24 protein-coding genes are annotated in these 22741 nt (G+C 58.8%); 15 read left to right on the forward strand and 9 right to left on the reverse strand.

Annotated elements, in window-relative coordinates:
* Window positions 1-64: 64 nt before the first annotated feature.
* Window positions 65-697, reverse strand: coding sequence for a hypothetical protein (locus AC07X9_RS18035; protein ID WP_086486298.1), 633 nt, complete (start codon window positions 695-697; stop codon window positions 65-67).
* Window positions 690-1286 (reverse strand): hypothetical protein, encoded by a 597-nt coding sequence (locus AC07X9_RS18040; RefSeq protein WP_254908150.1) that lies wholly within the window; start codon window positions 1284-1286, stop codon window positions 690-692. Before AC07X9_RS18040 ends, AC07X9_RS18035 begins: the two co-directional genes overlap by 8 nt.
* A 77-nt stretch (window positions 1287-1363) precedes the next feature.
* On the opposite strand from AC07X9_RS18040, the gene AC07X9_RS18045 reads away from it, so the two are divergent.
* Together AC07X9_RS18045 and AC07X9_RS18050 are read left to right on the forward strand one after the other, a co-directional pair.
* Window positions 1364-1471: a MucR family transcriptional regulator gene (locus AC07X9_RS18045; RefSeq protein ID WP_254908149.1), complete on the forward strand. Its 108-nt coding sequence runs from the start codon at window positions 1364-1366 to the stop codon at window positions 1469-1471.
* Window positions 1472-1486: 15 nt separating this feature from the next.
* Window positions 1487-2242, forward strand: a complete 756-nt coding sequence (locus AC07X9_RS18050; protein ID WP_254908148.1) for a MucR family transcriptional regulator — start codon at window positions 1487-1489, stop codon at window positions 2240-2242.
* A 97-nt stretch (window positions 2243-2339) separates the two neighbouring features.
* Here the strand turns inward: AC07X9_RS18050 and AC07X9_RS18055 are convergent, their stop codons facing one another.
* On the reverse strand, window positions 2340-6620 hold the full coding sequence (locus AC07X9_RS18055; RefSeq protein WP_086486296.1) for a strawberry notch-like NTP hydrolase domain-containing protein: 4281 nt from the start codon (window positions 6618-6620) through the stop codon (window positions 2340-2342).
* Between the two features lie 127 nt (window positions 6621-6747).
* Here AC07X9_RS18055 and AC07X9_RS18060 point away from each other — a divergent pair, with 127 nt between their 5' ends.
* Complete coding sequence (locus AC07X9_RS18060; RefSeq protein ID WP_086486295.1) at window positions 6748-7413, forward strand: UPF0149 family protein; 666 nt, start codon at window positions 6748-6750, stop codon at window positions 7411-7413.
* A 177-nt stretch (window positions 7414-7590) separates the two neighbouring features.
* On the opposite strand, the gene AC07X9_RS18065 is transcribed toward AC07X9_RS18060, so the two are convergent.
* On the reverse strand, window positions 7591-9630 hold the full coding sequence (locus AC07X9_RS18065) for a ParB/RepB/Spo0J family partition protein (protein WP_086486294.1): 2040 nt from the start codon (window positions 9628-9630) through the stop codon (window positions 7591-7593).
* A gap of 148 nt (window positions 9631-9778) precedes the next feature.
* Here AC07X9_RS18065 and AC07X9_RS18070 point away from each other — a divergent pair, with 148 nt between their 5' ends.
* On the forward strand, window positions 9779-10054 hold the full coding sequence (locus AC07X9_RS18070) for an HU family DNA-binding protein (RefSeq protein WP_086486293.1): 276 nt from the start codon (window positions 9779-9781) through the stop codon (window positions 10052-10054).
* A 56-nt stretch (window positions 10055-10110) separates the two neighbouring features.
* Here AC07X9_RS18070 and AC07X9_RS18075 read toward each other — a convergent pair whose 3' ends face one another.
* Window positions 10111-11019, reverse strand: coding sequence for a DUF7146 domain-containing protein (locus tag AC07X9_RS18075; RefSeq protein ID WP_176342164.1), 909 nt, complete (start codon window positions 11017-11019; stop codon window positions 10111-10113).
* Window positions 11016-11504, reverse strand: coding sequence for a sigma factor-like helix-turn-helix DNA-binding protein (locus AC07X9_RS18080; protein ID WP_086486292.1), 489 nt, complete (start codon window positions 11502-11504; stop codon window positions 11016-11018). Before AC07X9_RS18080 ends, AC07X9_RS18075 begins: the two co-directional genes overlap by 4 nt.
* Before the next feature lie 357 nt (window positions 11505-11861).
* On the opposite strand from AC07X9_RS18080, the gene AC07X9_RS18085 reads away from it, so the two are divergent.
* From AC07X9_RS18085 to AC07X9_RS18115, 7 genes are all read left to right on the forward strand, one after another.
* Window positions 11862-12413, forward strand: coding sequence for a helix-turn-helix domain-containing protein (locus AC07X9_RS18085; protein WP_176342163.1), 552 nt, complete (start codon window positions 11862-11864; stop codon window positions 12411-12413).
* Between the two features lie 59 nt (window positions 12414-12472).
* The gene (locus AC07X9_RS18090) at window positions 12473-12817 is read left to right on the forward strand and encodes a hypothetical protein (RefSeq protein WP_086486290.1); all 345 of its coding nucleotides are present in this window, start codon (window positions 12473-12475) and stop codon (window positions 12815-12817) included.
* Between the two features lie 35 nt (window positions 12818-12852).
* Window positions 12853-13311, forward strand: a complete 459-nt coding sequence (locus AC07X9_RS18095) for a hypothetical protein (protein ID WP_254908145.1) — start codon at window positions 12853-12855, stop codon at window positions 13309-13311.
* Window positions 13215-13883, forward strand: a complete 669-nt coding sequence (locus AC07X9_RS18100; protein ID WP_086486288.1) for a JAB domain-containing protein — start codon at window positions 13215-13217, stop codon at window positions 13881-13883. The genes AC07X9_RS18095 and AC07X9_RS18100 overlap by 97 nt, the downstream gene beginning before the upstream one ends.
* 82 nt (window positions 13884-13965) lie before the next feature.
* Window positions 13966-14706 carry an AbrB/MazE/SpoVT family DNA-binding domain-containing protein gene (locus tag AC07X9_RS18105; RefSeq protein WP_217884279.1) on the forward strand — a complete coding sequence of 247 codons (741 nt, stop codon included), beginning with the start codon at window positions 13966-13968 and terminating at the stop codon, window positions 14704-14706.
* On the forward strand, window positions 14699-15100 hold the full coding sequence (locus AC07X9_RS18110; RefSeq protein ID WP_086486287.1) for a type II toxin-antitoxin system VapC family toxin: 402 nt from the start codon (window positions 14699-14701) through the stop codon (window positions 15098-15100). Before AC07X9_RS18105 ends, AC07X9_RS18110 begins: the two co-directional genes overlap by 8 nt.
* A gap of 42 nt (window positions 15101-15142) precedes the next feature.
* Window positions 15143-15889: a nucleotidyltransferase domain-containing protein gene (locus AC07X9_RS18115; protein WP_495197990.1), complete on the forward strand. Its 747-nt coding sequence runs from the start codon at window positions 15143-15145 to the stop codon at window positions 15887-15889.
* On the opposite strand, the gene AC07X9_RS18120 is transcribed toward AC07X9_RS18115, so the two are convergent.
* The gene (locus AC07X9_RS18120) at window positions 15838-16650 is read right to left on the reverse strand and encodes an IS5 family transposase (RefSeq protein ID WP_086485423.1); all 813 of its coding nucleotides are present in this window, start codon (window positions 16648-16650) and stop codon (window positions 15838-15840) included. The two genes, AC07X9_RS18115 and AC07X9_RS18120, sit on opposite strands and share 52 nt — an antisense overlap.
* Window positions 16651-16745: 95 nt before the next feature.
* Here AC07X9_RS18120 and AC07X9_RS18125 point away from each other — a divergent pair, with 95 nt between their 5' ends.
* The gene (locus AC07X9_RS18125) at window positions 16746-16997 is read left to right on the forward strand and encodes a hypothetical protein (protein WP_176342162.1); all 252 of its coding nucleotides are present in this window, start codon (window positions 16746-16748) and stop codon (window positions 16995-16997) included.
* Window positions 16998-17088: 91 nt separating this feature from the next.
* Here AC07X9_RS18125 and AC07X9_RS18130 read toward each other — a convergent pair whose 3' ends face one another.
* The gene (locus tag AC07X9_RS18130) at window positions 17089-17802 is read right to left on the reverse strand and encodes a hypothetical protein (RefSeq protein ID WP_086486285.1); all 714 of its coding nucleotides are present in this window, start codon (window positions 17800-17802) and stop codon (window positions 17089-17091) included.
* Between the two features lie 89 nt (window positions 17803-17891).
* Entirely contained in the window at window positions 17892-18080 is a 189-nt protein-coding gene (locus AC07X9_RS18135) for a hypothetical protein (RefSeq protein WP_130754741.1), read from the reverse strand.
* Between the two features lie 339 nt (window positions 18081-18419).
* Here AC07X9_RS18135 and AC07X9_RS18140 point away from each other — a divergent pair, with 339 nt between their 5' ends.
* The 3 genes from AC07X9_RS18140 (at window position 18420) to AC07X9_RS18150 (ending at window position 22739) form a co-directional block, all read left to right on the forward strand.
* The gene (locus AC07X9_RS18140) at window positions 18420-18986 is read left to right on the forward strand and encodes an RNA polymerase sigma factor (protein WP_495197991.1); all 567 of its coding nucleotides are present in this window, start codon (window positions 18420-18422) and stop codon (window positions 18984-18986) included.
* Window positions 18983-20092 carry a FecR family protein gene (locus AC07X9_RS18145; RefSeq protein ID WP_086486283.1) on the forward strand — a complete coding sequence of 370 codons (1110 nt, stop codon included), beginning with the start codon at window positions 18983-18985 and terminating at the stop codon, window positions 20090-20092. The genes AC07X9_RS18140 and AC07X9_RS18145 overlap by 4 nt, the downstream gene beginning before the upstream one ends.
* A gap of 73 nt (window positions 20093-20165) precedes the next feature.
* Window positions 20166-22739 (forward strand): TonB-dependent receptor, encoded by a 2574-nt coding sequence (locus AC07X9_RS18150; RefSeq protein WP_086486282.1) that lies wholly within the window; start codon window positions 20166-20168, stop codon window positions 22737-22739.
* Window positions 22740-22741: the final 2 nt, after the last annotated feature.

A 22741-nucleotide genomic window follows, 5' to 3' on the forward strand; every position in this document is an offset into this window, starting at 1 on the left:
GTTGCTTTAAGAAGATCGGGGGAAGTGAGGCGCGTTACGCCAGCGGCGCTCCGGTTATGGGACTTTAGCTGCCAGCAGCTTCAGTCCTCGCAAATACCCAGTCGCAATAGCCAAGTCGCGTATCGCCATTGGCGACCTCGGCCTGCCAGTCGGCCGAGGGATATTCGGGATCGTCAATCCATGGATCGAACGCTTCTGCCGTTGAGGTCGCGGCGGATTTGCCCAGCCGTCGCGCCAGTTCTTCCTGGGTGCTGGCGAATTCGACATGATCGGCGAATATCGCGCACCATCCTCCACCAAAGCTGTCGCGGCGGGGGCGCGAACAGCCATAGCACCAGACGAACCCGACAGGCGCTACTTCCAAGCTCTCCTGGTAACAGCGCCGGATGAGTTCAGCAATCGGACCTGGCTGGAAGTCGGTCGTGCCATAGATGGCGACAATGCACTGGGCTGCGCCCGCTATCTCGATCTCGGCACCGAAGTCCGGGAAGTCGGGATCATCGAAAATCTCAAGCAGGCCGTTGAACGGATTGGCGAGATCGGTCGGCATGAACGCAGCGAGAAATTCGGCGCTCGGTTCGCCTGGAGCAAGGTCAGCCAGCAGATCGGAAGCGTGCTGCCATGCCTCCTCGATCAGCGCGCTTTCACGCGCCGTGCAGGTGAACGCGAAGGATCCTTGAACATAATGGTCAGCCATGGATTGTCTCTGTCATTGCTTCATCGCTCGGCACTTCATCGACAAGCACCAGCGGCGGCGGGTTCAGACGCGCCAGTCTGTATTCAGCTTCGATTGCCGCGATGCTTCCCAGTTCCCGGATGCGCGCGATCGAAAAGACCTTCTTGTCACCCTGCGTCGTGACAAAGTTTTGCGGTTCGCCATGGCCCCGGTAAATGACGCGGACAAAGGGGCAGCTTCCGCAAAATCCGTCTGACCATCGGACATAATGGAGACCAAGACGTCGGCAGCTTTCTTCGATTTTCTCGAAGCATCCATTGGCCACTTCATGATCCATGAGCGTGAGAGGGTCGGTTGCGGGAAGATATGTGGGATCGAATGGTGTGCCGTCCCAATCGACAGCAGGATTATCGTGGGTGATCGCCTGGACGAAATCGGGATATTGCGAGCGGGGAATTATTCCGCCGATCATGATATGTGCGGATACGCGGTCGGACATGGCACGCCTTTCCTTGATACAAGATACCGGTCGTTCTCCCCCTTTGATCTTCCCCCTCTCCTTTTGCGGTGCGGATGAACGCCCTTCATTCCCGGCTTGCAAATGCAGCATATTCCCGTTTAGCTGCTGCAATCCTCATCCGGTGATATCCGGCATCTTCCCTTCATTCCTCAACCGGGAGTTCCTTCGTGGCCGATACCGAGCAGTCTGATTTCACCGCAATGACGGTGCAGTTACTGAGCGCCTATTTCTCCAACAATCAGGTTCCGGCCGGCGAGATTGCCGGAATCATTTAAGCGACACGCGGCGCGTTGGAACGAAAGGCCCAGGTGGAAACCCCGCCAGTAGCGCCCGATCATGTTCCCGCGGTCTCGATCCGCAAGAGCCTTGGCTCACGCGAGCACATCATCAGCATGCTTGATGGCAAACCATACAAAACCCTCAAGCGGCATCTGGCGGTGAATGGTCTGACACCGGCCGAGTATCGCGAGCGCTATAATCTTCCCATGGATTATCCCATGGTCGCGCCCGCCTATTCGGAACAGCGGCGCATCGTCGCGCAAAAGCTCGGACTTGGACGCCGGGTCGGCGCAAAAACGCAGGTTACGGCACCGGTGGAGGAAGCATCGCCAGTTGAAGAGGCAGCACCGGTCGTCGAAGCGGCGCCGGTTGTCGAAGCGGTGCCGGCACCTTCCAGCCCCGAAAAGCCCAAGCGCGGGCGGGTCAAGGCCGCGGCTGCCGAGCCTGACGCTCAGCAGGATATCGTTCCAGTCGAGGCTAAGCCTGAGCCAGTGCTGCCCGAAATGGCGTCGGCAAAACCAGCCAGGAAGACATCAACTTCCCGGAAGTCCCCCCGCGCCGGCACGAAGACATCGCCCGCCTCGCAGGAAGTGACGCTTGCGCCGATGACTGTGAAAGCCGTAAAGTCGGTTGGCAAAACGAAAACCGGGGCCAAAGCCACAAAGCCCAAAGCATCTGCATCTGCGGAGGCGAAAGGGACCCGACGCCGGACGTTGAAGTTAAACCATGTGGCGGATGAAACGCCAACGAAAGCTTCCGCGGAGTAAGGCGCTCAGGCGAAGTGTGGGTCCAATGATCCGCCCTTCGCCTGCTCTGAGTTCTAAAACGCGGAGCGATAGCCACCAAGTGCTGACCCGTCTTGTGTCAGCCACGTTCCGCAATGATCCGCGCGAGTATCTCGCCTGCCCGTTCGGGCGGTAAAAACAATCTGGTCTTGAAAGCGACGACCTCCGTGAATGCGCCACAAGCCTTCAACCAGGTCCGATCCTCTGGCCGATAGTCCCGTATTTCGAGGCGCGGGCTGTCGTTGACATGAACCCGGGCAAGCCTTGCCGGACCGAGACCTGGAATAGACACTCCGCCGGCGGAACGCGCACCATCGATGATTTCGACGGGACCAAGAGCTGTCGTGCCATCGAGGCCAAACTCTCGTTCGATCCGTTCGAGAGCGGCTGGATGGATGATGCGCCCCAGGATCGAACTCCCCGCGCCATCATCGATCCGCCACACGCGCACGTCATCTTCGGGCAATTTATGCCATACTGGCAGCAGCAGGCCGGTGGCCATGGTGATGGTTTCGACCATGAGATTCTTCACCGCTTCGGCTACTTCCTGTTCCCAAAAGACCTGGAATGCGTCACGATCGATCTGGTGCCAGTGGCTGCCGCTCAAGGCCGCGACAACCATGCGCGCCTGACCGGTCGGACGAATGAGATAGCAACGTTCGATCCATTCGCCCTCTTCGTCCTGTCCCGGCCAAGTCGGCATACACAGTGCAACCCGACCGGAACGGGCATTATGGAGCCACGCGATATTGTCGGTGCCTTTGCAGACGAGTTGCAGCGCAGCCCAACTGGTAACCGGCGAGCGTCGGTGCAGTTTCAGCCGCAAAAGCCTCGTCTCGGCACCGGTCACAGGATCTGTGCGCAGGAGCCGGTCAGACAAAAGTTGCACTTTCTCGGCGCGGATCGTCTCGATGCCCAGGTCAAGCGTACCGACTGCGCGCGCGGCCTCGACGCGGTCCTCGACCAGCCCCAAAAATTCCTCGAAGATGCTATTCTGGGTCGCGATCCGCAGCGCCAAGATGCGGTTGAGCCAGCGGTGAATGGGCGGCAGGCGTTCCAGCAGTTCCCCGCCCTCGTCGCAAAGTTCAAGGCCCGTCATGTCCTGGAAGTCGGCGAGCGAGACGCTGCGAAGCTTGCCTTCATAGAGAAGATGGAACCATTGGACGAGCGCATCGCGGGCATAGTCCGATTCCAGGTTGTCGGAAGGGTCGAACAGATTCTGCGATCCCGTCTGGCGCTGCCCCCTGGTCAATGCGCCGAGCGCTTCCAGACCGCGGATGATGGTGCTGAGGAAACGCCGCTCCCCGCGACAATCGGTGGTAAGCGGGCGGTAGACGGGTGGCGTCAGCTGGTTGGTCCGATGGCTGCGACCGAAGCCCTGCACCGCCGAAAGGATGCGAAAGCCAAGTTCCAGCAAAAAATGCGTGCGGCGCTTATGTGCGCTCGAACAACCCCGATCGGAATGCATGGATCGCCCCGTGCTACCGGCCAGGGAGAAGGCGGCGATGGACTTGCGGCCATCCTGAAACGCCTGAACCTCGAACAGATTGGCGCGCGCGCCACGCCTCTCGACTTTTTGTCGACCGGTGGTGTCGGTCACGATGCGTCGCGAGCGCCCCGTAATCTCGGCAACGCGGTCGATTCCGAAATGCGCGATAAGTGCATCGAGCGCGGTCGGGATCCCGGGCAGCGCACATAGTTCCTCGATCAGTTCGTCACGTGCGGCTATCGCCTGCCGACAAAGCACCGGATGGCCTTGCGCATCGGTCATCGGTTCGGCGCGCATCGCGCCATCGTCGGCCCGAAAAACCCGCATCTGGCGCACGGGAAAGCCATTCTTCAAATAGTCAATCAACGTCTCCTTTGGCGAAACCTGAATATCCATCATCGCTCGTTCTTGCGCGGAGAGTTCGGAGAGACGCCGATCCATGATAGCCTCGCCCGTGCTCGCGAGTTGTACCAGCACGGCATTATCCAAGGCCAGTTCCTGCTCTATCGCCTTGATGAGCGAGGGCATTTTCATGCTGACCAGGAGACTGGAAAAGAAGCGCAATTTCGCGGATTCAAAGGCGCTGAGGGCTGATCCCCGCGCCCGGGCGTTCTGGGTCTTGCCCGATATCCTGTCGACTATGCCGATCTCGGCCAGCACATCGCGCAATCCGCGATGAATAATGCTCCAGCTATCGGCATAAGCATCGTAGATCGAAATCTGATCTGGCGTCAGCGCATGTTCCAACGGCTCATATTCGACGCCCGCAAAGCTCAACGCCCGGGCCGTGTAGAGGCCCATGGCCTTGAGATCCCGGCACACGACCTCAAGGGCGGCGATACCACCCTCTTCCATGGCCTTCATGAACATGTCGCGCGTCGCAAATGCAGTGCCTGGTCCCCAGAGGCCCAGGCGAACAGCATAGGAGAGATTGTCTGGCCTGGCCGCGCCCGTTGCAGACATGTAGAGAATGCGGGCACGCGGAAGCGCATTTTGGAGCCGGACGCCGGCCAGGCCCTGTTCCGAGCCTTGCGCCTTTCCGAAATCATTCTCGGTCCCGCCCGCGTGCGCCATGGCGTGAGACTCGTCGAAGACGATCACCCCGGCAAAATCCTCTCCGGTCCAGTCCAGTAGCTGTTGCAGGCGCGAGGCTGTATCGTGGCGCGCGGAGCGCAGGGCGGCATAGGTCAGGAAGATGATGCCGCTTTCCATCGTGATGGACGTGCCCAGCGGAAAGTTTGAAATGGGCTGAATATCGATGGCAAGCCCGCCCAGCGCCGTCCAGTCGCGGCGGGCGTCCTCGATAAGATCGGCCATGGAAATCCATATTGCGCGGCGATTGGCGCGGTTCCACTGATCAAGAATGATACCCGCCGCCTCGCGCCCCTTGCCCACACCAGTTCCATCGGCGATGAAAAAGCCGGTCCGATAGAGTTTGCCATCCCTGTCCTCGATCAGGCGATCACCGGCAAGGTTGGCCGAAAAGCAGCCGACAAGATCGCGTGCATGCGCTTCACCGGCATAAATGATGGTTTCAAGCTGCGCCTCTGATAGCGCCCTAACTGCCCGGGTCTGAAGAAGGGGCCGATAGCGCGGCACCGGCAGGAACACCGAGGCCATGGCGATGGATTCGACAAGGTCATCAGGATGGCTGGAAACGCCATCAATAGCGATCCGGGCGGGCCGCCAGGCTGAATAAATGCCCACGGTCTCGCCGGGAGCAAGCGGCTCCTCCCGAACCATGTAGGTGACAGGCCGCGCATCATTTGCCACCGCTGCGACCCGAGACGGCGGCGCGAGCCTATGGACGCCCATAGGGGCAAAGAGAGTTTTGGCCGGGATATTGATGACGGGTCGGGCGGGCAACAGAGCAACGGCTGGTGGCGGAACGAGAGGCGGCGGCTGCCGGAGATCGAGCCGATCTGGGATGGCGAGGACAAGAGCCAGTGCAGCTTCGAGGTCGCCAGCGACGTGGCGTTCCGGCTCGCCGACCCATCCTTTGTCGAAGACCAATAGTCGCACATCGATCCCCGTTCCATGTTTGGCATAGGGGCGACCCAATATGGTGATTTCGACGCGGGGCGGCACAAGCTCTGCGACTATATTGTAGCCAGGTGCTGCCGAGCCTTCGGGAAAAAAGCTCGCCGGCATGATAGCAACGCAGCGCCCGCCAGGTGCGAGGGACGCCAATGCGCCGCGCAGATGGCGCGCACCGGCATGGCGATCGATCCCGCGGCCCGTACTGCGGCTGAAGGGTGGATTGATCAACACCAGCGTGGGAAGCTGCTCGGTGGTCAGCAGATCCTGTATATGTTCGGCATCATGGCCCGTCACGATCTGGCCCAGGCTTCGGGACAGCAGGTCGGCGCGTGCGGAATCCTGCTCATTGAGCAGCAGCCGCGCGCCTGCGCGTGCGCCATGGACTGCCAGCATGCCGGTGCCGGCCGAGGGTTCGAGCAGGATATCGTCCGAGCGGCAGCGCGCTGCCATGGCAGCAAGCCAGGCGAGGCTGATGGGCGTGCTGAACTGCTGGAGGTCGATCTGCTTTTCCGAGCGGTAGGTCTGGGTGGGCAATGCCCGTTCAAACTGCCGCAGTCGCTGGAAGATGTCGGCAGGCGTTCCTGCAAGAAGCGGGCTTTGCGGATCGGCGAGGTACAGCACCTGCGCGGTTTCGAGCGCATCATAGGCATCGCGCATCGACCAGCCGCCAGCAGCGTCGTTCTCGCCGAACGCCTGGGTCATCATGCGCTTGAGCGACTGGCGATTGACCATGCCGCCATTGCGCAGGCGGTGGGCAAGGGAACGGGCGACCGCGAACAGGCGCCTGGGCGCATCCTGGGACTGCGACAAGGCAAGTTGGGGCAAGGTCATGGGCACCTCATGCAAGAAAAGGACAATCTTCCTGTTCCTTCCCGCTCTCCTTCATTTCGTTCCCTGGATTGTCTGGGCGACTGATCAGAGCCGATGACGAGAGATCGGCGCGCGGCTATGGAAGGGCATGGCTATTCCACCCGACTATCTCGACGAACTCGACCGGCTGCTGTTTGACCAGGGCGAGGATTGCATGCTGCTGTCGCAACTGGACGGCTTCCTCACCGGAATCCTCGTCAGCCCCGATCTGCTTGCCCCCAGCCAATGGCTGAAGAAGATCTGGGCGGGTGATGACGGCACGGGCATGCTGCAGTTCAGCGAAATGGGCGGTCTGCAACATTTCACCGATCTCGTCATGCACCACTATCATGTCATCCTGGCCTGCCTGGACCAGCCGGGCAGCTTCGAACCGGTGCTGGAGATCGACACACGGTCGGACGAGACATTATGGGAGTTGTGGATCGAAGGCTTTGGGCAGGCGATGGATCTTGCGCCGTCTGGATGGCAGCGCATCCTCGAAGACGATGATGCCGGTTGCCGCGCCGCGATCGAGGGCATCCGCGAGCTGCGCGCGTTTGCCGATGGCACGAAAACGCTCTCTCTCACTGTGGAAGACCGATGGGATAAGGAAGCACCTGACCTGATACCGATCTGGGTCGAAATGCTGCACCAGTGGCGGATTGAAAATGACCCTGATCGACCGGTTACCATCAAGCGCCAAAAGACCGGGCGTAACGATCCATGCCCCTGTGAGTCAGGCGCCAAGTACAAGAAATGCTGCGGCCTGAATTAAATGATCGCCTACCGCGGCTTGGCCGTCAGTTCGACGATTCTCTGCGCCCCTGCAAACGGCAAGCGGCAACTCGCTGAAGGCAATTAACATCGACATCTGTCAGTCATTCGGACCATTGAATAGTTTTATCCAAGGCCGAAGCCGAGGGCGGGGATGAAGCCATGCCCCCGGCCGTGTTCAGGCGGCTTGCGCGAAGCTTTCTTCGCCTTCGCTGGCGCCTTCCTCGTTCACCCCGTCCGCAACGTTGCTCCCGCTATGGTCAGACGCGGTCGGCGCTGCGCATTTTTCCGGCACGGCGAACCGCATTTCATCAGGTAGCCAGGCCAGCGCCCGTTGCTGGATCTCAGGCTCGATGATGACATCGCCACCAAATAGCCGCTCGGCCGATGCGGCCAGATCGTGCTTCTTCGACCCGGAATAGCGCATGCGAAGTTCCAGTCCGCCGATCTCCTCGAACAAAGCGAGGATGCCGGGCTTGGTCAGCTTGTCAAAATAGGTCAGCGCCGTCGGCCGCCACCAGGCCGCGACATCGATACCCATCTTGCGCCCCAGATGATCGAGGAAGCCTGCCTCGCGGCGTCCTGCAGGAACCGCGTGAAGCGTGCGCGCGATCGCCCATCCCAGCCAGGCCGCGCGCGCTGCATCGGCAAGGGCGCAGAAGGCTTCATAGCGATCTGGAACGGTATGGTGTTGAAGCCAGCTGCGATCGAGCGCCTCGCCGAGTTTCGTCCATTCACCGGCGGCGGCCGTTGTCGGCTTGAAGTCGGCGAGGAGTCGGGACGGCGCGGAGGCCCGTAGATCGCTCGGGATGTCGAAGGATCCCAGGCGGGATTCCCGGTCGACCATGATGAAGGTGCCCAGATTCAACGCGAACGCGGGATCGCTGGCGACGTGGACCGCCAGCAGCTCTGTCTTCATCATCGCCAGCATTTCGCGAAGGCGCTGGCTCATCGCCGGACGAGCGTCGCCGACGATGCTGTTATCCTGCCTTTCGTCGCCGGCGTCGTCATCACCCTCGTCGCAGTCATTGTCGGCCTCGCCGCTCTCCTCATCGGAGACCGGCGCGACATAAAGCTGGTGATGGATTTGCGGCGTGCCATCGGCGGCGAGCACGACATAGGCGAGCGCAGACGCTTTCTGTTCAGCGTCAAGCACCGGCGCGCGGTCAACGATCATCGTCAGTTCTGCCTGAAGCGCGGCATAGCGCTGCTCCTCGTCATCATGGGATTCATGATCCTCATCTTCGGCAAGGCGCTCGATATCCGCGATCTCATCCTCGATCTCCTGCTTGCGCGCTTCCTGCTCGTCCGTAAGCAGCTCGGCAGCGCCCGTCAGTGGCTGCAGCGCATAGGTTTCCATATAGGGAATATGAGCACCGGCGACGACGCGGACCTCTCCCAGACCCTCACGCTCGCGGATCGCCTCGGCCTGAGCTGTGAGTTGCGCCTCGGCCAATTCATCGAGGATATGGGTGTCGATCCAGCGCTCGTCGGCAGCGGTGGAAAACAGATCCGCGTCCTCAACACGGCCGCCAGCTGCGATATAGGCATCCCGCCCGACCAACAGGGCCTTGGGATCGTTCGCCCGGTAGCTGTAGCCATTGAGCGCCCGTCGGATTTCATTGACGTTGTCGCGCGAATAGCTGTTGCGCAACGCTTCCCAGGCCGCCGTCTGGCGACCGGTGTCGGCAGTGGTCGCGTAGGCCTTGGCGATATCGAGGGTGATTTCGTCAGCTTCAAGCGCCTCGAAGATAGGCTGGGCGAGGTTAGCAAGACGCAGGCGCCCGATTACGAAACGTTCCTCGATGCCGAAGCGCTTGGCGATTTCCGCTGTGCTGCGACCCTCGATCTCGATCAGATCGCGAAATGCCAGGCAGTCTTCGGCAGGCGACATCTGAAGCCGGTCATAGTTTTCAGAGAGGCTGATTTCACGGCCGTCTTTCGTGTTGGTAAGAATAAGGACAGGCACCTCATGATCGGACGGCAGCGTCCCCTTCTCGATCAGGCGATGGATTGCATCAAGGCGTCGGCCACCGGCCGTGATCCGATAATGACCCTTTTTGCGGGACACCGGCACCCCGACGAGGTTCTGGATGAGGCCATGTCCCGCGATGCTGGCTTCGAGTTCCGCGTCAGCGCGCGGATCGGTCCGCTTGCGCACATTGACGGGCGACTTGGTGAGATGGGTTGCCGGGACGAGGATGGATGGCTTGGTCATGCAACAAACTCCGCAAAAGCTGCGGCCCGCACATCGAACCGCGCATCCGGTCCCTTCCCCCTCTCCTTCCGTTTGCGCCGTTTTGACGCGTGACGGCACGATGCCGTGGCGCTAGACACGGCAGCTGCATAATTTCAGGAGGAAGTTTATGAACAATTCCGAGCTGGCTGAAGCGCTCACCGCCGATCATGGACTGACCAAGGCGGATGCACGCAAACTCGTCGACGCCCTATTCGGCGCGATCGCCGACGCGGCGGCCAGAGGCGACGAGATTTCCCTGAACGGCTTCGGCAAGTTCAAGGTGAAGGACATAGCGGCGCGCGAAGGCCGTAATCCGGCCACCGGCGAAACCATCGCGATCAAGGCTTCGAAGAAGCTGACGTTCACGCCTGCCAAGGCGATCAAGGATCGTCTGAACGGTTGAACGGCGTCGGCTGCCCTGTTCCTGGCATTGCAGGGCAGCCCTCCGTTTCATAGTGATCAGGCAGCGCGCGGCCGGCCTTCCAGGACGTCCGCCCAATCATTGTTTGGCGGTGGTGGCCATGCGCTGATGATCTCCAGGCCAGGGCGTTTATAAGCAAGGCGCGCATTTTGGTTCGCCTTCCAACCGGCCGCATCCCTGTCGAACAGCAGGACGAGCCGATCGAGCCAGTCGGGTAACAGAATGTGTCCGGCCCGTTCCGCCCCAAGAACCGCCCAAACCGGAATCCCATGCAGTTGCATCGCCGCCAGCGCGGTTTCGATGCCTTCGGCCAGGCCGAGGACCGGGCCGGGAGGTACAAGTTGTACTGCGCCGCGACCAGGACGCCCGAGCATCATGCGGGGATCGGCCAGATCGCTTGCCCGGGTGGCGGCTCTCGGATCGAGGAAGGTGCGGTGAATGGCGACGATCCGACGCCGCTCGCGCACGGCTGCGATCATTGCGGGCCGGAACTCCGCGCTCCGGCCTCTTCCCAGCGGCGTGCGTGAATTATAGCGCAAATCATGCCAGGGCTGCGCGAGCGCACGTTTCGACAGATAGGTTTGCGCGGGCGTGCCGGTGAGCTTTGCCGATGCGTCCCATATGCGCAGGGCGGGACCTGCCCCCGCTTGAGGCAAAGATAGGTTGCTCGACAAAGCCGAAATATGTCGCTCCGAATGGGGCGGGCGTAAATGCCGGATTGCCCGCAGGACGTCTCTCCTGTCGCAGCCCGCAAAACATTTGAAGAGCAATGCGCGCTCGCCAACGCGGATCGACAGGCTGGGGTTATGGTCATCATGGGCCGGACACAGACATAGGCCTCGATCTTTCTGCCATGTTCCGCCCAGCTTACTGCACAGGGAAGCACCCTCAAATTCCAGTTCAAGAGATTTCATCGGCGTCAGCCGCACTGGCGGATTGTCCTTCATGTCTCGTCGAGGGCCTGCGAGAGTATCAAAAGCGCCGATGCCAGTTCGCACTGGACCTCAGCAACTTCGAGCCTCAGCCTGCGGGCTATCGCCGGATAGGCAGAACCCTCGACGCAATGGGCTAGGAAAACGGCGCGAGTTTGCTGCGGCAAATCCGCAATCGCGTTGCGGAGCTTCGTCATTCGCATCGAATCGCAGGACGCCAAGGCTTGCTGCTCCACCCATATCCATCCCCTGACCCACACGCCTTCCGGCGTCTCCTCGATATGGGGCTCGTCCGCATCGATGCGCAGCACCGGTGCGCCTTCCAGTCTGCTCCTAGCGACTGCAACTGCTGGATGCGGCCCCGCGTCCAGTTGCGCTGTGATGGCATCGAGACGCTCCAGCAGATGCGCGCGACGCCGACGGCGTGAAGGCGGCCAGCCTCCGGTCACAAGATATGCTTTAATATCTTGCAGCAGAGCAGGAATTTCAGAATATTGCATGGCAACCGGATCCCTCTGGGCTCTTCCGCTCGCCTTGCCTCCTCTCTCCTTCGCGAGGCTCGATCGCTGCAGAGCAGCGCCCGGCCGAACGTCATGTATCCGGGGACGATGGGATGGGTTCGTAAGCGCCAAGCCTATCGCCAGCTATGATCCTCTGGCGTCGCTGCCGTAGCGTGACCGGTTCGGATTGCTTGCAAAACAATCTGTTAAACCCGATGCAGAACGACTATGTTTTCGAAAGGTTTTTGTTTGAAGCAGAATGGCTGCAACCGGATACTGACGGCAAAATAAAATCGAATATAATGATTTGAGAGGACGCCAATTCCGGTCGCCACGAACTGGCGAAGGGACACGCCCTTGAACGAGGAAGACTATTCAGACCGGCTTGAGCGGCTCAGCGCGCGTAAGGGCGATTGCCTGCGAGAAGCCGCCAAAGGCTTATCGTCCAAGGAGATCGGGCGGGCCTTGAACCTGTCCCCTCATACCGTGAACAACCATATTCTGGAAACCCGGCAGATACTCGGGAACGTCTCGCGATGGAAAGCAGCCCAGCTTTTCGTGGACTGGGAGGTTGGAAAGGGGGGGCAGATTATACCCCCCTATCCGATGACTATTCCCGGCAGAGCCCATTGTGGGTCAAATGCGTCTACCGAAACCAAGGCGGACGCACAGCCAGCGCAAGAGGAACTCGAGGATCTGTTCGCAGAAGGACAACGCCGATATGGCGTTCGCAAACAGCCCTCCTCCTTGCTCGACATCGTGCCGTTCCGCGCAGCCGGGAGGCAACGCAATGACCTGAACGGACCTTCCACCCTGATCGTGTTCGCGATCCTCACGCCCATGATGCTGTTTGCCGTAGGGGCCGGAATATCCCTGCTGTTGGTACTCAACGACCTTGTGGCAAAATAGAGCAGCACATCCTCTAATCCATCACCATGACCTGCCCCGATGGGCGGGAAGGAGAAACCATGCGTGCTCAACGCCAATCCGTCGCCAAACATGTTGCCGAGCGTTTATTCGCTGCCGAAGAGGCCATCGACATCGCAGCCGCCCGTATCGCCGAACTCAATGCAGCATTGCCGCTTGCGCGACTGGATGCCCGCCTCTCGGCCATGATCGGCCAGGACGCCATCCAAAGCTCCGCCTCGGCTATGCTGCTCGTTGCAGAAACGCGCGAGAAGATAGTCACCACCCACGCCAATCTCAAACATGCCAGTGACGCGATGGGATTGCCGGAGACCAGCTATGGCGACCTTCTGAAGGTGGCAAGGGCAGGGTCGTCCGCCCAGGGACAGCATCTCCGAGCGGTATGATGCTACCGCCGGGAGAAATTGACGGAGCGGGACATTTGTCGTTCCTCTACGTCATGACGCGACAAATATTGTTCCTGGCTCTTCTGCTTCTGAGCAGCGCCTATGCCTTCATCAAGGGTGGCCAACCCGAGCGTATCGGTGCGGCCACCCTGCTAGGTGGCGCAAGCCTGACTGTGTTTGTCGCGTCTCCTTTCGGAATCCGGTTTCAGGGCGTCGAAGCCGGCATCCTGATCATCGATTTGCTTATATTGGGCATTTTCCTATGGCTTTCAATTCGGAGCACCCGTTTTTGGCCGATCTGGATCGCCGGGATGCTGGGCGCCGAAGTCATCATTCATGTTGCACTGATGATTGCGCCCAGCGTGGTTCCCCGTGCCTACATGCAGGCGCTGGCGGTATGGAGTTGGTTCGCCCAACTGGGCCTGATCATCGCCACCTGGCGGCACAAGGCACGATTGACACGTTTGGGTGCCGACGCGCCCTGGAAGAACTGATCGGGCTTACCTGTCCTGATCGCGCGCAGGAACTTTCGGAACGCCTCTTTGCTCGCTTTGGCTCTCTTGGTGAGACTGTCTCAGCGCGTTCGGCGGCCAGGATCGAATTGCTGGACGGCTCGATCGAGGTCGAACAAACCTTCCTCAGCTTCAGGCGTGCGATGACACAGATGCTGAAGGGGCCACTCATGCAGCGGCCCATATTTTCCAGCGATGAGTTTGTGCTCGATTATTTGAGGGCGCAAATGGCCTATGACCCGATCGAGCGGTTTCGGGTTCTGTTCCTCAATGCGGGCAACGAGCTGATCGCGGACGAGGTGATGGGCGTCGGGACCGTGTCGGCCGTTCAGGCCTGGCCCCGCGAAATCCTGAAGCGTTGCCTGGACCTGGAGGCAACGGCAATTCTCCTCGTCCACAATCATCCCTCCGGTTGCTCCAAGCCGTCCCGGGCGGATCGGGATTTGACCGAAAGGATCGTCAAGGCTGCGTCCAGCCTCAGCGTCATCGTCCACGATCATCTGGTCGTGGCGCGGAAAGGTACGACGAGCTTTCGAATGGCAGGCTATTTATGACAGGCGTCGGCCTTCTTTCAGACATGCCCGGCAGAGGATGGACGCAAGAGTGGTCTTCCCCTCGCTCCGTCGGAAGTCATGCATGATGCCCGCGTCGAACACATCGGCGCAAATTGGGGATCAAGGCGGCTGGCCTCTATCCTGCCGGGCAATCGCGTGCCGAACGATTCTGAAAATGCAAGCTGCAATCCTCAAGAAGATGGGGCCCAAATTATCGTCCAGCCCCTATCTGGGTTCTTTGCTCCAGGTCTATCTTGCTGAGATCGAGGGTGAAAGAATTTATCAGGCGTGTCTTTCCACGGACCATGCATCGTCAACGGCGCATCGTCGCTCGACGCGGCTGGAGGAGTTAGGCGCGCTGGTGCGCGGGGATGACCCCGTCGATGGTCGATGCACTGATCTGAAACTAGCTGACCCGACGAAACAGGCGGTGGAGGAGGCGATCGATATTCTGATCGGACATTGCCTCAATCTCGGGGCTGAAATCTCTGCTTTTGACCTCGGCGACACCGTTATACCCAAGAGCCGAATAACGTACAGCTGCCGCACCAGTACCAGCGAGGATGCAAGTGGCATGACTGTCCTGCGAGGCAAGGTCATTGCAGGAGGGCGAATAGCCCTTCCCGCTGATATCCGCCGTTCCTTGGGTTTGCAGAATGGCGACACGGTTCTGTTCGAACTCAATGGCGAAGAAGTTCGTATTCGACCTGCGCGCTCCGCCTTGCGACGGGCGCAGGAGCGCCTGCGTGCTTTTGCGCCGAAAGAGGGCCTTGTCTCCGAGGCGTTGATCGCCGAGCGGCGGGCCGAGGCGGCCCGTGACTGACAGCGGAGCAAATGCCGTTTATGCTCTTGATGCATCGGCGCTTTTATGTCTCCTGTTTGGCGAACCGGGTGCCGATCAGGTGGAGAAGCGATTGAGCGGTGCTCTGGTGTCGGCGGTAAACTACCATGAGGTGTTGGCAAAGCTTGCGGACCAAGGTGTCAATGTTGCAGATGCACAGACGATGCTGGCAGAGCTGGACATTGACGTCGTACCCGTCGATCGAATCCAGGCTGATGTCGGTGGGAAATTGCACAGCGAGACGCGCAGTATCGGCTTGTCTCTTGGTGCTCGTTCCTGTCTGGCCCTGGCATCATGCCGGGAGGCAATCGCAGTGACAGCTGATCGGGCATGGGAGATACTCGACCTCGGGGTCGTAGTAGAATGGGTTCGGTGACGCGCTTGGCAGGCCTTGATAACAGGATTAGAGATTGAACTAATGCGGACTGACCTCAATCATCTGCCGATGACCAAGCAGCGCGAACTCGATCGCGTCGTGGAAATTCTTTTCCAGGGATTTCGCGAGGCGACACAGGACGCGACGGGACGACGTAAGTCCGCCAGGATCCTTAAGGTCATTCTTTTCGGATCCTATGCGAGGGGCGATTGGGTCGATGCACCATTCGACGCCAACCAGTTTACCTCCGACTATGACATCCTGGTGATCGTCAATCAGAAGGAGCTGACCGACGGCGTCAGCTACTGGGAAGAGACGGAGCAACGCCTTTTCGACGCCTATCAGGTCGAGAAGATCATCCGCACGCCGGTCAATTTCATTGTCCATACGTTGCAGCAGGTGAATGATGGCCTGTCTCATGGGCGGCTTCTGTTCACCGAGATCGCCAGGGATGGCGTGATCCTTTATCAATCTGATGATCGATCGCTGGCGGAGGCCAAGCCAAAGACGCCTGAACAAGCCTACCTTATGGCGAAAGAATATTTCGAAGATTTGTTTCCGGGTGCGATGAGGCGCTTTGCACTCGCTGAGGTCAGCCAGGGTAGAAGTTGGTTCAGCGACGCAGCATTCGATTTTCATCAAGCAACTGAAAAACTTTATAGATGCGTTCTGACGACCCTCACATTCTATGCTCCGCGTAGCACAAATATTATCTTTCTCAGAGTCGGTTTCGAAACTCATGCTGACCGTGCCAGTCTGCGGATCATGAGCAGTGCGGCGGCGGCGTAGAGGAAGGCCGCTGCGGATTTCAGCGTAGCCTCGACATCCTTGGCCAGGCGGCGATTTCGGTTGATCCATGCGAAGAAGCGTTCGACGACCCAGCGTCGTGGCAGGACGACAAAGCCGGTCTGACCGGTGATCTTGTTGACGATCTCGACCTTGATATTGGTGGCCTGGGTGACGCGCTCATGGTTGTAGCCACCATCGGCCCAGACCTTCTCGATGAACGGGAACAGGCTGCGGGAGATTTGCAGCACTGCGCCGCCGCCATCACGATCCTGCACATCGGCGGTGTGGGGTTCGACCAGCAGCGCCCTGCCATCGGTATCGACCAAGGCATGGCGCTTGCGGCCCTTGATCTTCTTGCCGGCGTCGTAGCCCCGTGGGCCGCCGCTTTCCGTAGTTTTGACGCTCTGGCTGTCGATGATGGCCGCGCTCGGGCTGGCTTCGCGCCCCACGCGTTGACGATCCGCCATCACCAGCGCGTGGTTTATCCGCTCGAACACGGCCTCGTCCCGCAAACGGGCAAACCAGCGATAGACCGTCTGCCATGGCGGAAAGTCTTTCGGCAGCAAGCGCCATGCGATCCCGCCGCGCAGAACATAGAAAATGGCGTTCACGATCTCACGCATCGGCCATCCGCGCCGTCGTCCGGTCGAACCGGGCATCGGCAGAAAAACTGCGATCAACTGCCACTCCGCGTCGATCAAATCCGTCTGGTATCGCTTCGAGACCCGCGTATGCTGCGCGCGGGTGGCTGGGGTCCACATACCTGCCTCCGAGATGTCTGCAAACTCCCGGAATCACATGTGCCTCAGCTGCTCAACCCCTTTCGAAACGGCCTCTCAGAGGGATGGCGGAAGGATTGGACAGGCGGCTCTTTGATGCCTGGCCTCGTGCAACCCACGCCGAACGCGCTATGTATCAGAAATTGAAGGACGCCTATCGCAAGGGCCAACATTCGAAGCATTTTGAGATTTCATCCGAAGAGCTCATCTGGCTTCAAGGCAGGATTCAGATACTTGGAGAACTTGTGCATGAGGTGTGCTCTGGACGCATCGCAAAGTTGAAAATCGATGCGGAAACCGCGGCGAAATCGGCATTCGAAGGGGAATAGCCGGAAGAGACACACCATCGTTTCAAGCGGCGCAAAGCTATCATGAGACTTCATCAAGCTGCAAGGCGTTGGTCTCTTATCTCAACGCCCATTATTTCTCCCGGCGGGAGGTCAGCGCAGCGATTGCGCGCCCAATCGCCGATCGCTGCCTCTCGATCTTCACAATGGCGGGTCTCAATATCTTCTCACGATAACGAGCGTCGATACGGTCATCATCCACGAACGCCACCATGACGTCGAGGGGATCCCGGGCTGCCAAACGATGCGCCTGTCGTCCTGACGGATCTTGAGAGAGGAAACGGAACAGCCCTTGCAGAGTACGGGTCGCCTCCCGATGATCGCCGTCGCGCAGGGCGTGGCTGATATATTCCCGTAGCACAATCGGAGCTGCTGCAGCCTGCCGTCTGGCGGTATCATCGGGTCGTTTCAGAATATTTAGATTGGCAATCCGGCTTTGCAGACAGTGGAGTGGATTCATCACAGGGATTGCAACCTGCCCTGCCAGGCCAGCGCGTTCGTAGGGCACGATAATTTCGGCAACGCCAGCCGTCAGTTCCTTGGGCCGAACGCCAAGGACATGCCCCAAAAAATCAATACGGATGGATATTCCGTCCACCACCGCTTCGACAATCGCGGTCTCGGGTGTCTGATTGTCGACCTCCGGGATAAGCACCTTGCCTCCGAGCGCTTGCGCCAACTTTTGCGCGGCTTCACGCCGTCCGAAATAGTCGATGTCCTTGGAGGTATATGGGCGGTAAAGATGAAGCTCTTCGGCTGCGGAATAAAATTCCGCCCAGAGGTTCAATGCCTGTCCGCCTATGACGAATGCGCCATCCTCCAGAACGAGGTGGGAAGCAATATCGAGAACGGCAGCTGGATCTAAGTGATTGTCGCTCAGGCAGCGCCCCGCCGCGAACGGCGCACAGAGGCGCGGGAAAAATCGACACCGGAGAAAAAGCCGTTGCGCTGCCCCAAAGCCTCGGGCGAGATGACACCAGATTTCAAGTCGTGATCATCCTGCTCGCGGGCGCGCTGCTTTTCGCGCCGACGATCAAACGAATCGAATTGATCAACTTTCTGCATGGCTAACTCCTCGCATATATCTATATGCGATGCGCTTTCCGGTCAATTAACGCTTCGATGGAGGCGATCTGCTGGAAACCTGTCCCAAAATGTGGGCAGCAATATTTGCCGACCGGACGTTCTCCAAGGCTTGATCGAACGCCGATACCAAGGCATGATCGCTAAACGAGTGGACTATGGCAGCCACTCGCAGGATTGTCCTGTAGGTATCTCGAAGCTCGACATACGGGTCGAGCGCCGGCGTTGCTCTGTTCCGACAGCGATACGGCTCACCTCACTTAAGATAACTCCTGGCTTGGGCCGGGGGATCTCTGCCGTGCTGTGAGGAATCGTGATTTCATGTCGTCAAATAATTGCAATTCCCCAAACGGGTTGAGCGAGGATGCCGCTCAGCAAAGTACCGGACCGGATATCAGCGACATTCGGCATATCTACGAAACTGAAGCCCCGAGGCTGCGACGCTATTTTCAGGCGCGCCTGCGTTCGCGGGATGATGCAGGTGATCTCGTTCAGGAATCCTTTGTCCGTCTCGTCGGGTGTATGGCGAGAGCCGAGCTTCCCCGACCGGCCGCATATCTTCAGCGCATCGCGCAAAATCTCCTACTGGATCGCTACAAACGACTTGAGACGCGCCTCTCGGCCTTTCACGTGCCGATCGGCGAGGACTTTGAAATCGCAATACCGCCGGACCAGGCCGCCCGCATGGAGGCCGAAGACGTGATGCGGATCTACCGGCGCGCGCTTGATGAGCTTCCTCAAAGAACCCGGGAAATCTTCCTGGCGCATCGTGTTGACGAACTAACCTACCGGCAAATCGCGCAAAACATGGGAATTTCCATTCCAACTGTGCAATATCATGTGGCCCGCGCCCTCGCCCATATCGACGCGGCTCTGGAACAGGAATGATGGAAGACACCGATCCGCCGCGTCGCCATGGACAACTGAGGGAGGAGGCCGCCGATTGGTTCGCAATCATGCGCGATCCGGAAGAAGCTCAGATCAAACGGAAGGATTTTGAGGCGTGGCTAGCGCGTGGTGCGCTTCACCGTGCCGCCTATAACCGCATCGCCGAAGCTTACAGTATCGGCAAGCGATTGAAAGAGTTGCCCGAAGATGCGGCGGTGACGATAAACGAGACGCTTGACGTCGACACCCGGCAAAACAGGTCTGGCACGAAAGCAGCAAAATATGCCCTGCTGCTGATCGGCTTGCTTGGAGCGACGGCCCTTGTCGCGCATTGGGCGCGGAGTGCCCCGATTCACGACGAGCCAACGACCCATTTCGCCACGAAAGACGCGTCACGGTCCTCCAATCAGGCCATGGCAACGCTTGTTACCGCCACCGGCGATATTCAATCCTTTCATCTCAAGGATGGCTCCGTCATCACGCTCGATACAAATAGCCTGGTGCTCGTGAATTTTGACGATATCCAAAGAAACCTCCGACTGCTGCGTGGCCGCGCGCGCTTTACCGTCGCCCATGACGGCAGGCCTTTCACGGTTCATGCCGGCCGTGGGAAGGTTGTAGCTCGAGGTACAATTTTCGACGTCGACCTTCTGCCGGGCAATCACGTTGTTGTTTGGCTGGTGAGAGGCGCGGTTGACGTCGAGATCGAATCCGCCGCGAGAGCGGCGCATCTCCAGCGGCCAGTCCAACTCATACCCGGTGAGCAGGTTGAACTTGAGAATGATACCATCGCCGTGCCCACAAAGATCAGAGAGGTGGACGTTAACGACAGCGACTGGCCCAATGGCTTGAGGAATTTCACTAATGTTCGCCTCGGGGATTTGTTCGCGGAAGCAAACCGCTATGCTTCTATTCCGCTGGTCAGCGAGTCACCCGATATAGAGGACATTCGCGTATCGGGAAGTTTTCGTATCTCTGATAGCGCACGGCTGGCGCGCAATCTCGGTGACATGCTGGGCTTGATGGTCATGAGCAGCCCCAGTTCCATTCATCTTGCGCGCCACTGCCCCACGCCTTCGAAAGGAAATTGTCGAATACCATCATAATTGGCGCAACCCGCTCGTCGCTACTCCCAATGGAACCGGCTTTGAACCACGCCGGAAAATATAGGGGACAACGATGAGCAAGGTTAGATGGCGCTCGGTCAGTTCGGTTTTCGCTCTGGCTCTGATGAGCACGGCCACGCCCTCGCTGGCCGAACCGGAGCAGAAGCTGAACTGGAACCTCGAACAGCAAAATCTCGACGCGGCATTGCGCGCCATCGGCCGCACAACCAGCCACGACATCATCTTTCCTGCTGAGGCGGTCAAGGGGCACCGGGCTCCCGCACTCAACGGAATTTATACCGCGCTCGAAGCGGTGGAAATCGTTCTGAAGGGAACATCTTGGACGGCTGTCGAGCGTGATGGAGCCATTCTGATCCGGGAGCGATCTTCAAAAGTCGCTAGGGAGGTAAACCATGATGCCGCCAATACCGAGATCGTGGTTACAGGATCGCTGATTGCGGGAGTCGCCTCTCCATCGCCAATGCAGGTTATCAATCGCGAAAGAATGCTCGACAACGGATATAATAGCCTGGGTGAGGCGATCCGAGCCTTGCCGGTCGCTTCAGGCGCGGGGCAAAATCCAGGAATTGGACAGAATGTACCAGAAAGCGTTGGCAGCAATCTGGGAGGAGGCACTTCGATCAACCTGCGCGGCCTGGGTTCCGATGCAACCATCACGCTTCTCAACGGCCACCGACTGGCATTCAACACAGCGGTTCAGTCAATCGACATTTCGGCCATTCCTCTTGCTGCTGTGGAAAGGATGGAAATTGTAACTGATGGCGCATCCGCCATTTATGGGTCCGATGCCATCGCTGGTGTCGCCAATATCATTCTGCGCAAGGACTATCGGGGACTGACAACCCGCGCCTATTGGGGAGCTTCCACCGATGGCGGGAACGTACAGCAAAATTATAGTGTTACCGGCGGCACAACCTGGAAGACCGGCGGATTCATTTTGGCCTATGACTTCGGGCACTCGACGCCGATTCTATCAAGTCAACGTGGATATGCAGCGGCTCGCTCGCCGGGCCTGACCCTGTATCCAGGCTTCGATCGCCATAATATGTTGTTTAGCGGCCACCAAGACCTCGTGCCAGGTGTGACGTTCAGCATCGATGGATTGTATGGCGAACGCACGACGGATCGGGCATTTGCATCGTCGGTAGCTGGTGATTATCGAATACAGGGTTTACGCCGAGTAACGGAAACCAGAACACTTAGCGTGGCACCCAACATCAGCCTGGACGTCAGCAATTCTTGGAAAGTAAATTTTTCGGGCGTGTATGCCACAGATCGAACTCTCGCAAAGTCCGATGACTACTGGAACAGTGTTCTCACAAGAACCGAACTCTGTTATTGCAACACGGCATTTAGTGTCGAGGGCATCGCCCAAGGGACGTTGTTCGATCTCGGCGCAGGTGCGATCAAAGCTGCACTGGGCGGTGGATATCGCAAGAATTTCCTCCACTCCTATAATCGGCTGGTCGAAAACGGCCAGAGCATCAGAGCAAGTCAGGATAACCGTTACGGGTTCCTTGAAATCAACGCTCCGATTGTCAGATCAGATGATAGCGGTGCGTTCCTCCAATCGCTCATTCTCAATGGCGCGGTTCGTTACGAGGACTATCCTGGAATAGGGGATGTGGCGACGCCGAAGCTCGGCGCGGTGCTATCGACGGGCTATGGGATGATGTTCAAGGTGTCGTGGGGCAAGTCGTTCAAGGCACCGACGCTCTACCAATTGCATAGTGTCCGCGGCGCAAGCGTCTACAATATTGGGGTGTTTGGCGGAACTGGCTTTCCGGCAGGAACAGTTGGACTGTACAGCGGCGGCGGAAACCCTGATTTGAAACCGGAGCGGTCCACGAACTGGACCGCATCAGCGATACTTCAACCCGCAATCTCACCCCATTCAAAGATCGAGATAACCTATTATTCGATCCGCTATCGGAACCGGATCGTGACCCCGGTCACTTACATCACCCAGGCGCTCAGCAATCCGATTTATGCTGATCTGGTTAGCCTGAACCCGACCGGTGATGAGATCAACGCGGCGCTCGACGGAGCCTTGTTCTTCAACAATTCCAGCAGTTCTTGGAACCCTGCGAAAGTGGGAGCAATCATTTACAGTCAATATGCCAATGCGGCACGTCAGAAAATCGACGGTGTCGATATCAGTCTAAGCCATCATGCCGACATCGGTCAGATGGGAGATATCTCCTTCTGGGCAAATGCGAGCTATATCGAAAGTCAACAGCGGCTGAGTGCTTTGCAGCCGGAAAGCGAACTGGCCGGCACCTTGTTTTTCCCACCGCATCTGCGGGGCAGCGCGGGGTTCACATGGGACCAGGGACCTTTCAGGCTAACCCCGGTTTTGAACTATATCGGTGGCGTGGAAGATCGACGCGCGACGGCGACATATGACGTCGCTTCTATGACCACAGTCGATCTGACTGCCAGGCTGAAAATAGACATTTCAACGCCGATTTTTCGCGGCATGGACATCTCACTTTCCGCACAAAATATCTTCAACAACAAGCCATCTGTGATTGCGACAACCCAGGTCAGTCAGGCGCCGTACGATTCCGCGAATTACTCACCATGGGGTCGATATATCAGCTTTTCGATCTCGAAATCCTGGTGAAG

It is taken from the genome of Sphingobium sp. GW456-12-10-14-TSB1, assembly GCF_059424385.1.

What these genes read in the sequence shown, in the direction of transcription:
- AC07X9_RS18090 (WP_086486290.1), top strand. Translation starts at nt 12,473, where the DNA reads ATGCGTGCTCAACGCCAATCCGTCGCCAAACATGTTGCCGAGCGTTTA.
- AC07X9_RS18035 (WP_086486298.1), bottom strand. Translation starts at nt 697, where the DNA reads ATGGCTGACCATTATGTTCAAGGATCCTTCGCGTTCACCTGCACGGCG.
- AC07X9_RS18070 (WP_086486293.1), top strand. Translation starts at nt 9,779, where the DNA reads ATGAACAATTCCGAGCTGGCTGAAGCGCTCACCGCCGATCATGGACTG.
- AC07X9_RS18140 (WP_495197991.1), top strand. Translation starts at nt 18,420, where the DNA reads ATGTCGTCAAATAATTGCAATTCCCCAAACGGGTTGAGCGAGGATGCC.
- AC07X9_RS18100 (WP_086486288.1), top strand. Translation starts at nt 13,215, where the DNA reads ATGGAGTTGGTTCGCCCAACTGGGCCTGATCATCGCCACCTGGCGGCA.
- AC07X9_RS18105 (WP_217884279.1), top strand. Translation starts at nt 13,966, where the DNA reads ATGATGCCCGCGTCGAACACATCGGCGCAAATTGGGGATCAAGGCGGC.
- AC07X9_RS18040 (WP_254908150.1), bottom strand. Translation starts at nt 1,286, where the DNA reads ATGCTGCATTTGCAAGCCGGGAATGAAGGGCGTTCATCCGCACCGCAA.
- AC07X9_RS18065 (WP_086486294.1), bottom strand. Translation starts at nt 9,630, where the DNA reads ATGACCAAGCCATCCATCCTCGTCCCGGCAACCCATCTCACCAAGTCG.
- AC07X9_RS18060 (WP_086486295.1), top strand. Translation starts at nt 6,748, where the DNA reads ATGGCTATTCCACCCGACTATCTCGACGAACTCGACCGGCTGCTGTTT.
- AC07X9_RS18120 (WP_086485423.1), bottom strand. Translation starts at nt 16,650, where the DNA reads ATGTGGACCCCAGCCACCCGCGCGCAGCATACGCGGGTCTCGAAGCGA.
- AC07X9_RS18135 (WP_130754741.1), bottom strand. Translation starts at nt 18,080, where the DNA reads ATGCAGAAAGTTGATCAATTCGATTCGTTTGATCGTCGGCGCGAAAAG.
- AC07X9_RS18080 (WP_086486292.1), bottom strand. Translation starts at nt 11,504, where the DNA reads ATGCAATATTCTGAAATTCCTGCTCTGCTGCAAGATATTAAAGCATAT.
- AC07X9_RS18115 (WP_495197990.1), top strand. Translation starts at nt 15,143, where the DNA reads ATGCGGACTGACCTCAATCATCTGCCGATGACCAAGCAGCGCGAACTC.
- AC07X9_RS18075 (WP_176342164.1), bottom strand. Translation starts at nt 11,019, where the DNA reads ATGAAGGACAATCCGCCAGTGCGGCTGACGCCGATGAAATCTCTTGAA.
- AC07X9_RS18055 (WP_086486296.1), bottom strand. Translation starts at nt 6,620, where the DNA reads ATGACCTTGCCCCAACTTGCCTTGTCGCAGTCCCAGGATGCGCCCAGG.
- AC07X9_RS18145 (WP_086486283.1), top strand. Translation starts at nt 18,983, where the DNA reads ATGATGGAAGACACCGATCCGCCGCGTCGCCATGGACAACTGAGGGAG.
- AC07X9_RS18150 (WP_086486282.1), top strand. Translation starts at nt 20,166, where the DNA reads ATGAGCAAGGTTAGATGGCGCTCGGTCAGTTCGGTTTTCGCTCTGGCT.